Source organism: Agromyces zhanjiangensis (assembly GCF_040496055.1).
Taxonomy (GTDB): Bacteria; Actinomycetota; Actinomycetes; order Actinomycetales; family Microbacteriaceae; genus Agromyces; species Agromyces zhanjiangensis.
This window is the reverse complement of record NZ_JBEPKB010000010.1, coordinates 152,371-163,099: the sequence shown is the minus strand read 5'-3', so window position 1 is coordinate 163,099 and position 10,729 is coordinate 152,371. Positions and strand designations below refer to the sequence as shown.

Sequence of the window (10,729 nt, the reverse complement as noted above, 5' to 3'; positions counted from 1 at the left end):
CCCGAGCCCCCTGGGGGGGGGATGCCGCGCGGGCCCCGCCGGCGATCGCCGGCGGGACCCTCGGATTCAGGATCGAACTGCCTCCTCAGCTCACGGGTCGATCACGATGGTGCACACGACCGTCCTCGGTTCGAGGTCGGTGATCGTGATGCTCGGGTCGTCGATCGCGTCGGCGATCGAGACCGAGTCGGAGCCGGCCACGTCGCACTCGATGCTCGAGAACGTGCCGCCCGGCACCTGGGAGTCGACGCTCACCGTGATGTCCGTGAGCGGGGTGTTCACGAACTCCTTCACGGCTCCGGCGTTGGCGTTCGCGCAGTCGGCCGCTTCGGTCACGTTCGCCGTCTGCGTCCCGACCTCCGCGTAGCCGCCGGGGACCGCTTCTTCGATCGTGTACATCCCGGCGAGTCCGCTCACCAGGAGCCCGGTGGCGCACGCCACGCCGTTCGCGTCGGTCGTGACCGTGATGCCCTCGGCCGGCAGTTCGCCGCCCGTGATCACGAAGTCGACGCCCTCATGCGGGTGATTCACACCCAGGCCGTCGGCCGCGTGCTTCCGCAGCTTCGTGATCTCGATCGCACCGACCTCGCGCTCGTCGTGGAAGGTGCAGGTGACGTCCTCACCCGCGCTCAGCCCGATGGAAGCCGGGTCCGAGCCGTCGTCGCACGTCGCGCTGACGAGGTTCCAGTAGTCCGGAATCGTCTCAGCGACGTCGTACGTGCCGGGGTCGAGGTTCGAGAACGTCTTCGAGTCCTTGCCGGCCGCACCCGCGCCGCTCGTAGTCAGCGTGAAGGGCGACGGCGAGAGCGTCGTCGAGGTGAACTCGAACGAACCGCTGCCGCTGTCGGTGATCTTCTCGACCACGATCGACCCGAACGCCCGGTTGGTGTACGTGCAGTCGAGCACGTCATCGGCGTCGTCGATCGTGAACGTCACGACCTCGTCGACGACGACCGGCGTCACACCGCTGCTCGCGCTGCAGTCGACGTCGATGAGCTCCCAGCCTGCGGGCAGCGCGTCCTCGGCCACGGTCAGCCCGGTGCCGAACAGCACGTCGCTGTAGGTCTGCTGCTCACCGTCCTTGAGCGAGAACGTCGGGTCCGTCGCGCCGGACAGCGTCGAGAACGCCGTCGAGTAGTCGAAGGACGTGTCGCTCTCGTCCGGGCTCGGCTGGGTCGCCTTGCGCACGATCACCGTGCCACCGGTCTGGTTGCCGTAGGTGCAGTCGAGCACGTCGCTGGCATCGTCGATGTCGAACGTCACGGTCGCTCCGACGATGTTCGGCGAGACACCCGAGCTGGCACTGCAGTCGAGGTCCTCGAAGGCCCAGCCCGTCGGCAGCGAGTCCTCGGTGATCGTGTACCCGGTCCCGAGCAGCACGTCATCGTAGGTCTGGCTGTCGCCGTTGCCGAGGCTGAACGACGGGTCCGTCCCGTTGGTCAGCGTGTCGAGCACCGTCGAGTACCCGAAGCTCGCATCGCTCGGATCCGGGTCGGGATCCGTCACCTTGCGGACGATCACGGTTCCACCGGTCTCGTTGTAGTAGGTGCAGTCCACGACGTCGGAGTTCTCGTCGAGGTCGAACGTGATCGTGCCGGTCGCGACATCCGTCAGCGGAGTCACGCCCGAGCTCGCCGAGCAGTCGATCGAGTCGAGCTTCCACCCGGCGGGCAGCGCTGCGAGGTCCTCGGTCACGGTCAGGCCGGTTCCGATGAACACCTGGCTGTAATCCTGCGACTCGCCGTTCTTCAGGTCGAACGTCGGGTCGGTCTCGGTCGGCGTCACGAAATTGCTCGTGGTGTACGAGAACGTCGAGTCGCTCGGGTCCGGGTTCGGATCGGTCACCTTCCGGATGATCACCTGGGCGCAGCTGTCGATGCCCGTGTCGAGCGGTGCGATGAAGTCCTTCATCGCGGCCGTGAACGAGTCGGACGAGCGGCTCTTCAGGTAGGCGCTGCCGAACGTCACGCAGCCGTCGCCGACGATGGCCGAGAAGTCGACCGACGCCTCGCCGAAGGTGCGCGGCGAGATGTCGCCGAGCCCGTCGGCGTCAGCAGCTGGGATCGCGGACGTGTTGATCGAGCCGGTCGCGTCGCCCGCGGCCGACAGGTTCACGCGAGCGCCCCAGCACGGGGTGCTGTTGGCGGCCTCGCACTGCGACTTCGGTCCGCTGGCGACCCAGCGGGAGAGGAAGAGCTCGGGGTTGGTGCCGCCGTTGGCGAGGTCGTACTGGATGAGCAGGTCGCCGTCGGTGCGGACCGGCGTGACGCCGTTGGCCGAGAGCACGTCGGACTGGTTGAACTCGAAGTCCATGTTCGTCGTGCCGGTCGGATCCTGGACGCGGTGCCAGAACATGTGCAGGAAGTCCCCGCCCGGGGTCTCCTCGAGGTAGGTGCCGAAGGTCTTCAGGTCCGACTTGTTCGGCGGGATGGAGCCAGAGACGACCGTCGGAACCGGCGTGTCCTCCTTGGACCCTTGGCCGAACGAGTCATCGCCGGTGCCGCTCTCGAGGTCGGCCTGACGGGCCTCCGTGACATTCGCCCAATCGAGCGAGGGAGGATCGGCGTGATCGACCTTGAGGTTGGCGTCCGTGTCGATCTCGAAGTCGCTCCCGACCAGGCTCACGTCGCCGTGAGCTGCGAGCGCGGGCCCGCCGATGAACGCGGTCGCTCCGAGCGCGAGGATGCCGGTGACCGCGGCTCCGCGCAGACATCGCCGCCGGAACGTCATCCGCTCCTCGGGCGTTCGGATTCGGGTTGTGTGGGGCATCATCGCCTCCGGTGTCGCAGGCTTCATCCGGTCCGGGCGGACCGGACGTCTCCGCTGCGGGCGGTGGGCGGACTCGGGCAGTCCGTCTTCGGCGCGTCCGGCGAAGTGGGTAGGTGCATCGCCGGGCGTGCATCGCGCCGTAGGGGTCTCTCACGCCATTCCGCACGATACTCCGGTTCGTGAGCATGCCTCATGTCCCCAGATGGGGGGCATGTTCTCCGGACGCATGCGACGATGTCAGGATGAGCGAGACGTCCCGATCGGCGGACGCGGCGGACGCGGTCGGCCCCGCGCCCTCCCCAGCCGGGAGGCCCACCCCCGCCCACATCCTCCGCACGAGCTTCGTCACCGAGGAGTCGGTCTACGGCGTCATCCTCGTCTCGGGCATGATCGTGGTCGCCGGCGGGCACGGCGAGAGTTCCTGGCGGGTCTTCTGGACGGTCGTCATCACGGTCCTCGTCTTCTGGGCCGCGCACGTGTACGCCGGCACGGTCGCCCACCACGGCTTCGACGACCACCGCATGGTGAGCCTCGGCGAGGCGTTCCGCGGGGCGCTCCGCCGCTCGTTGGGCATGCTCGTCGCGGCGCTCATCCCGTCGTCGATCCTGCTGTTCGGCGCGGCTCGCGTCGTCCCCGACCTCCTGGCCATCTGGACCGCGCTCTGGGTCGGCGTCATCGTGCTCGCCGTCCTCGGCTTCATCGCCTTCCGCCGGCGCGGCGCGAGCCTGCTGATGCAGGTCGTCGGCGCCCTCGGCACGGCGGCGTTCGGGATCGCGATGATCCTGCTGAAGGCCATCATCCACTGAGACCGGATGCCGCGGGCGGCGTGTCGCGGGACCATCGACCCGTTCGCGCGGGGCGACGTCGATATCGTCGGCAGCGAAGCCGAGCCGGGGGAGTGGGCGCAGATGAGCGACGCGACGAACACCGACGACGACCTGCGCGCCAGGATCGCCGAGCTCGAGGCCGAGAACGACCGATTGCGTGCCGACGCCGCGGAGACGCGCGACCTGTCCGCGGACGTCGCGGCCGCGGCATCCGCCGCGCCCGAACGCCCGAAGCGCCGCCGCGGCCGGAGCGTGGCCGCGGTCGTGCTCGTCGTGGTGGGCCTGCTCCTCGCACCGATCGCGGTGATCACCGCGTGGGCCCGCGCAGAGCTCGTCGACACCGACCGCTTCGTGGCCACGTTCGGCCCGCTGGCGGAGGACCCCGCCGTGCAGGCCTTCCTCGCCGACCAGGTCACGGCCGCGATCGAGGAGCAGGTCGACATCCAACAGCTCACCTCGGACGTCTTCGACGGCATCAAGTCGCTCGACCTGCCGCCGCGTGCCGAGGACGCGCTGTCCCTGCTCGAGGCGCCCGCCGCGCAGGGCCTGAGCTCCCTGCTGTCATCGACGGTGGACCGCGTCATCCAGTCCGAGGCGTTCGCGAACGTGTGGGATGCCGCGCTCCGAGCGAGCCACACGCAGATGGTCGCGGCGCTGCAGGGCGACCCGGACGCCATGCTCGAGATCGGCGGGGACGGCACGCTCTCGGTGCAGCTCGGCCCGATCATCGAGGCGGTCAAGGAGCGCCTCGGCGAGCAGGGCGTGGGCTTCGCCTCGGCGATCCCGGTCGTGGACCGCAGCGTGCAGGTCGCCCAGGCCGACTCGCTCGTGCTCGTGCAGACGATCTACACGCTCGCGGTGGCGGTCGGCACCTGGTTGCCGCTCATCGCGCTGCTGCTCCTCATCGCGGGCGTCGTGGTCGCGAAGCGGCGGAGCGTCGCGCTCGCCTGGACCGCGGGCGGATTCGCGCTGGTCATGCTCCTGACCCTTGCAGGCTTCGGGACGGGCAAGCTCTTCTTCGTCGGAACCGTGAGCCCGTCGATCATGCCGAAGGATGCGGCCGAGGCGATCTTCGGCGGCCTGACCGAGCTGATGGTCTCGACGTTCACCGCGCTCACGGTGCTCGCGATCGCCCTCGCGATCATCGCGTGGCTCTCGGGGCCGTGGTCGACGTCGCGGCGCGTGCGCGGCTTCTCGGATGACGCGTTCGGCGCGGTCCGGACGAGCGCTGCCGAGCACGGCATCACGACGGGCCGCTTCGGCATCGGCCTGCACCGCTGGCGGGTCGCGGCCTACGCCGTCATCGCGGTCGTCGCCTCGCTGTTCCTCTGGTTCTCGAGGCCCCTCCAGACGTCGACCGTCGTCTGGACCGTGGTCATCGCACTGCTCGCGGTGCTCCTCGTCGAACTGCTGCGGCGACCGGATCCGGTGGTCGAGGTCGTCGTGGTCGAGGCCGAGCTCGAGTCCGAACCGCCGGCGAGCGCCTGACCCGACGCGGTCGCGCCGGGTGAGGCGCGACGCGGCATCCGCTCGCCCGTCACGGGCACGTCGCGCGCCCCGCCCGGCCGTGCCCGGGTTAGGCTCGCGTGCGATGAGACGCACGACGATCGCCCTGCTGGCCGCACTCGAGGCCACGGTCGCCGTCCTCGTCGGCCTCGGCCTGGCGCTCGTGCCGCTGATGCTGCTCTGGGCGGTCCACTTCGGCCTCGCCGCCCCGGTGGAGGCGTTCTTCCGTGCCGCGGCCGATGCCTGGCTCATCGGCCACGGCGTCGACGTCGTCGTGCACCTCGACGCCGCGACCGCGGCGACCGTCGGCGTCGCCGGTGCGGATGCGCCGTTCACGATCGGCATCGCCCTGCTCGGGTTCGCCCTGGTCACCTTCCTCTTCGGGCTGCGCATCGGCCGCCGCGCCACCGCGACCGGCACGCCGATCGTCGGAGCCGTGTCGTCCGTGCTCGTGACCGCGCTCCTCGGGGCGGTGCTCGCCGTGCTGGCCACGGCGCCGGTGGCGCAACCGGTGGTCTGGCAGGCGGCGGTGCTGCCCGGGCTCGTGATGGGCGGCGGCGTCCTCTCGGGCGTGATGGTCGCCTTCGGCCGGTCGGGGTGGGCGACGGATGCCACGACGAGCGCGGTGCGCGACCGGCTCGACACGCTCCCGTTCGTCGCCTGGGCGGGCATCCGCTCGGCGATCCGGATCGGCGTGGGGGCGGCGGTCGGCGTGGTCGGGGTCGCCGCGGCGATCCTCGCGGTGCGCATCGTCGTCGACCATCCGACGATCATCGGCCTCTACCAGGCGCTCGGCGCGGGCGTCGACGGCGGCATCGCGATCACGCTCATCGAGCTCGCGCTGCTGCCGAACCTCGTCGTCTGGGCCGCGTCGTGGATGCTCGGTCCCGGCTTCGCGCTCGGTGCGGGCACGATCGTGTCGCCCAGCGTGACGCTCATCGGTCCGGTTCCGGGCCTGCCGATCCTCGGCGCGCTGCCGGCCGAGGGGGCGCCGCTCGGCGTGCTCTGGCTCGCGCTGCCCGTCCTGCTCGGCTTCGGCGGCGCCGTGCTCGTCGGCCGGGGCAAGCGCGAACGCGACGACGAGCCGTGGTGGGCGACGCTGTCGGTCGGCGCGGGCGCCGGCCTCGTCGCCGGGCTCGTCCTGGGCGCGCTCGCGTGGGGTTCGGGCGGAGCGGTCGGGCCAGGCAACCTCGCCGAGGTCGGACCCGACGCGCTCCTCGTCGCCGGGGTGGCCGCCGCGAGCGTCGGCGTCGGGGCGATCGCGGGCGCGTTCGCCGCGCGCGCCCGTTCCCGGCAGGGCGACGACGATGACGCTCCGACGAACGCATCACGGTGGGACGACACCGCGGCCGACGAGCGGGCGTCGTCGGACGACGTCGAGACGGTCGAGTTCGAGGGCCTGATGCGCGGGAGCGGCGGCCGCTGAGCGGCGATTTCAGCGCCCTCCGGCACCATGTTATCCTCACGGACAACAAGCCCCGGGTCCCCTGACGCGCTGACGCGCGCCCCGGCGGCTGCGCACCGAACGCACCGCACTCGACGAGGAGTCACATGACCGAGACCGCTGCCCGACCGCGGCCCGCATCCGCCCCCGACCCGGCGCCCGCCCGACACGACGGCAAGGGCCTCGCCACCGGGACCCTCGGCCTCTGGGGCTCGACCGTCATCGGCCTCGCCTCCACCGCGCCCGTGTACTCGCTCGCCGCGACGCTCGGCTGGGTCGTCCTCGCCGTCGGCGCGCAGGCGCCCATCGCGTTCATCATCGCCTTCGCGCCGATGCTCCTCATCGCGTTCGCCTACCGCGAGCTCAACCGCGAGATCCCCGACTGCGGCACCACGTTCACCTGGGGCACCAAGGCGTTCGGCCCGTGGATCGGCTGGATGGGCGGCTGGGGCGTCGCGGTCTCCGGCGTCGTCGTACTGGCCAACCTCGCGCAGATCGGCGGCATCTACTTCTTGCTGCTCATCGACGCCTCGCTCGCGGAGGATCCGGTCGTCGTGACTCTCACCGGCGTCGTCTTCATCGCCGCGATGACCTGGATCAGCTGGCGCGGCCTCGAGATCGGCGAGCGCCTGCAGAACGTGCTGCTCGCCATCCAGTACGTTGCGCTCGCCGCGTTCGTGGTGCTCGTCATCGTGCAGTTCGCCACCGGCACCGCGCCCGCGACCGCGACCCTCCCGACCCTCGAGTGGTTCAACCCGTTCGGCTTCGAGGACTTCTCCGGCTTCGTCGAGGCGATCCTGCTCGCGCTCTTCATCTACTGGGGCTGGGACACCTGCCTCGCGCTCAACGAGGAGACGAAGGACCCCAAGCGCACGCCCGGCCGTGCCGCGGTGCTCACGACCGTGATCCTGCTCGTCACCTACGTCGGCGTCACCGTCGCCGCAATGGCGTACGCGGGCCTCGGCAGCGAGGGCTTCGGGCTCGGCAACGAGGCCAACGCCGATGACGTGTTCTTCGCGCTGAAGGACGCCGTCTTCGGCCCGTGGTCGTGGCTGCTCGTCGTCGCCGTGATGATCTCGGCGGTCTCGTCGACGCAGACCACGATCCTGCCCACCGCGCGCGGCACGCTCGCGATGGCGGTCTACCGCGCGCTCCCCGAGAAGTTCGCGAGCGTCCACCCGCGCTTCAAGACCCCGGCGTTCTCGACCCTGCTCATGGGCGCGGTCGCCATCCTGTTCTTCGTCGGGATGTCGCTCATCAGCGACAACCTCATGCAGGACACGATCCTCTCGCTCGGCCTCGCGATCGCGTTCTACTACGCCATCACCGGGTTCGCCTGCGTCTGGTACTTCCGGCGGACCCTGCGCGAGAGCGCGCGCAACCTCTGGTTCCGCGGCATCCTGCCCTTCATCGGCGCGCTCCTGCTCGCTGCGGCGTTCGTGTTCTCGGTCGTCGACATGCTCGACCCCGACTACGGCTACACGGTGCTCTTCGGCGTCGGCGGGGTCTTCGTCGTCGGCGTCGGATCGCTCGCGCTCGGCGTCGTGCTCATGCTCGTGTGGGCCGCGCTCCCCGCCTCGCGGCCGTTCTTCCGCGGCGAGGCGCTGAACGAGGAGACCGAGGTGCTCGTGCCCGATGACGAGGACCTCGTCATCGCCGACGCGGAGCGTCAGGTCGCGGCCCGGTAGTCCGGTCCGACACGGCGAGCGGATGCCGCGGCGCGAGCCCGCGGCATCCGCTCGCCTCGTCTCGGGCCCGCCTGCCTCGTCGGCCGCGCACGTGCGCGCCCGAGCCCGTGTCATCCGCTCACCTGCGCGACGGGTACCCTCGTAGGGTGCTGAAGCTCGTCGTGCTGATCTCGGGCACGGGATCGAACCTCCGCGCGCTCCTCGAGGCGTCGGAGGACGCCGAGTTCCCCGCGAGGGTCGTCGCCATCGGCGCCGACCGCGACTGCGAGGGATTGGCGCTCGGCGAGGAGTTCGGGATCCCGGCCTTCACCGTCCCCTACACGGCCTACGACTCGCGAGACGAGTGGGGCGATGCGCTCATCGCGCAGGTCCGCGCCTGGGGTGCCGACCTCGTGATCCTGTCGGGGCTCATGCGGCTCGTGCCGCCCGCCGTCGTCGACGCGTTCAGCCCGAACCTCATCAACACGCACCCCGCGTTCCTGCCCGAGTTCCCCGGCGCGCACGGCGTGCGCGACGCGCTCGCCGCGGGCGCCACCGAGACCGGCGCCAGCCTCATCGTCGTCGACAACTCGGTCGATGGCGGGCCGATCATCGCGCAGGAGCGCGTGCCGATCCTGCCGGGCGACACCGAGTCGACCCTCCACGACCGCATCAAGCCCGTCGAGCGGCGCCTGCTCATCCGGGCCGTCCTCGACATCGCCAACTCGCACCTCGACCTGAAGGAGCTCGCCGCATCATGAGCGGAGCACGCATCGACCCGAGCCTCTACCGCGAACGGGACCTCGTCTCCGTCAAGCGCGCGCTCATCGCCGTGAGCGACAAGACCGGGCTCGTCGAGCTCGCCACGGCGCTCGTCGAGGCCGGCGTCGAGATCGTGTCGACCGGCGGCACCTCGAAGGCGATCGCCGACGCGGGGCTCCCCGTGACCCAGGTGGCCGACGTCACGGGCTACCCCGAGCACCTCGACGGGCGCGTGCGGACGCTGCACCCCGCCGTGCACTCGGGCCTCCTCGCCGATCTCCGTCTCGAGCACCACGAGCGCGAGCTGGCGCAGCTCGCGATCGCGCCGTACGAGCTCGTCGTCGTGAACCTCTACCCGTTCGTCGAGACCGTCGCCTCCGGCGCCGAGGCCGGCGAGATCGTCGAGCAGATCGACATCGGCGGGCCCGCCATGGTGCGCGCCTCGGCGAAGAACCACGCCAACGTCGCCGTCGTCGTCTCGCCCGACCGCTACGACGAGATCGTCTCGGCCGTGCGCGACGGCGGCACGACGCTCGTGCAGCGCCGCGCGCTCGCGCGCGAGGCGTTCCGCCACACCGCGACGTACGACATCGCCGTGGCCTCGTGGATCGGCAGCGTCGTCGCGCCCGACCAGGCGGCCGAGGAGTCGCCGTTCCCCGCCTGGGTGGGTGCGGCGTGGACCAAGGACGCCGACCTCCGTTACGGCGAGAACTCGCACCAGCAGGCGGCCCGCTACTCGGCCGTCGGCGGCCGACCCGGAATCGCCCAGGCCCGGCAGCTCCACGGCAAGGAGATGTCGTACAACAACTACGTCGACGCGGATGCCGCGGTGCGGGCGGCGTACGACTTCGACGCGCCGGCCGTGGCGATCATCAAGCACGCCAACCCGTGCGGCATCGCCGTCGCGCCATCCGGTGCGGCCGACCCCATCGCCGACGCGCACCGCCGCGCGCACGAGTGCGACCCCGTGTCGGCCTTCGGCGGGGTCATCGCCGCCAACCGCACGGTCACGCGCGAGATGGCCGAGACGGTCTCCGGCATCTTCACCGAGGTGCTCGTCGCGCCCGGCTTCGAGCCCGAGGCGGTCGAGGTGCTCACGCAGAAGAAGAACATCCGCCTGCTCGAGCTGCCGGAGGGCTTCACGCCGCCTGCCACCGAGATCCGCCAGGTCTCCGGCGGCCTCCTGCTGCAGCAGGCCGACCGGTCGTTCGCGCCCGCCGCCGAGTGGACGCTCGCCGCGGGCGAGCCGGCCGAGGACGCGACGCTCGCCGACCTCGAGTTCGCGTGGCGCGCGTGCCGCGCGGTGAAGTCGAACGCGATCCTGCTGGCCTCGGGCGGCGCCTCGGTGGGCGTCGGCATGGGCCAGGTCAACCGCGTCGACTCGTGCAAGCTCGCCGTCGAGCGCGCGGGCGACCGCGCGGCCGGATCGGTCGCGGCATCCGACGCGTTCTTCCCCTTCGCCGACGGGCTCCAGATCCTGCTCGACGCGGGCGTGACGGCCGTGGTCCAGCCCGGCGGATCGGTGCGCGACGAGGAGGTCGTCGAGGCCGCGAAGGCCGCCGGCGTCACCATGTACTTCACGGGCGAGCGGCACTTCTTCCACTGACCCGCGGACGCCCGTCCGCTGCCGCCCGGAGGGTCGGTCCACGTCGGCGGATATATGATCCGGCTCCCCGTGAGCTGCGGCCTTCGTCCGGCGCGCCCGATCGTATATCCGCACTTCTGAGCGGCGGGCGGGGCGGGACCGGGCGGCG

Annotated in this window: 7 protein-coding genes; 6 read left to right on the top strand and 1 reads right to left on the bottom strand. The window is 71.3% G+C overall.

Features of this window, described 5'->3' with window-relative positions:
* Positions 1-90: 90 nt before the first annotated feature.
* The gene (locus ABME02_RS16805) at positions 91-2,769 is read right to left on the bottom strand and encodes a prealbumin-like fold domain-containing protein (protein WP_353816489.1); all 2,679 of its coding nucleotides are present in this window, start codon (positions 2,767-2,769) and stop codon (positions 91-93) included.
* A 242-nt stretch (positions 2,770-3,011) separates the two neighbouring features.
* On the opposite strand from ABME02_RS16805, the gene ABME02_RS16800 reads away from it, so the two are divergent.
* From ABME02_RS16800 to purH, 6 genes are all read left to right on the top strand, one after another.
* Positions 3,012-3,575, top strand: a complete 564-nt coding sequence (locus tag ABME02_RS16800; protein WP_353816488.1) for a hypothetical protein — start codon at positions 3,012-3,014, stop codon at positions 3,573-3,575.
* Between the two features lie 102 nt (positions 3,576-3,677).
* Positions 3,678-5,084 (top strand): hypothetical protein, encoded by a 1,407-nt coding sequence (locus tag ABME02_RS16795; protein ID WP_353816487.1) that lies wholly within the window; start codon positions 3,678-3,680, stop codon positions 5,082-5,084.
* A gap of 103 nt (positions 5,085-5,187) precedes the next feature.
* On the top strand, positions 5,188-6,528 hold the full coding sequence (locus tag ABME02_RS16790) for a cell division protein PerM (protein ID WP_353816486.1): 1,341 nt from the start codon (positions 5,188-5,190) through the stop codon (positions 6,526-6,528).
* Positions 6,529-6,653: 125 nt separating this feature from the next.
* Complete coding sequence (locus ABME02_RS16785) at positions 6,654-8,234, top strand: APC family permease (RefSeq protein ID WP_353816485.1); 1,581 nt, start codon at positions 6,654-6,656, stop codon at positions 8,232-8,234.
* A gap of 146 nt (positions 8,235-8,380) precedes the next feature.
* A complete protein-coding gene (gene purN, locus ABME02_RS16780) occupies positions 8,381-8,974 on the top strand; it encodes a phosphoribosylglycinamide formyltransferase (protein ID WP_353816484.1) in 594 nt (197 codons plus the stop codon).
* Positions 8,971-10,581: a bifunctional phosphoribosylaminoimidazolecarboxamide formyltransferase/IMP cyclohydrolase gene (purH, locus tag ABME02_RS16775; protein ID WP_353816483.1), complete on the top strand. Its 1,611-nt coding sequence runs from the start codon at positions 8,971-8,973 to the stop codon at positions 10,579-10,581. The genes purN and purH overlap by 4 nt, the downstream gene beginning before the upstream one ends.
* The last annotated feature ends 148 nt before the right edge of the window (positions 10,582-10,729 follow it).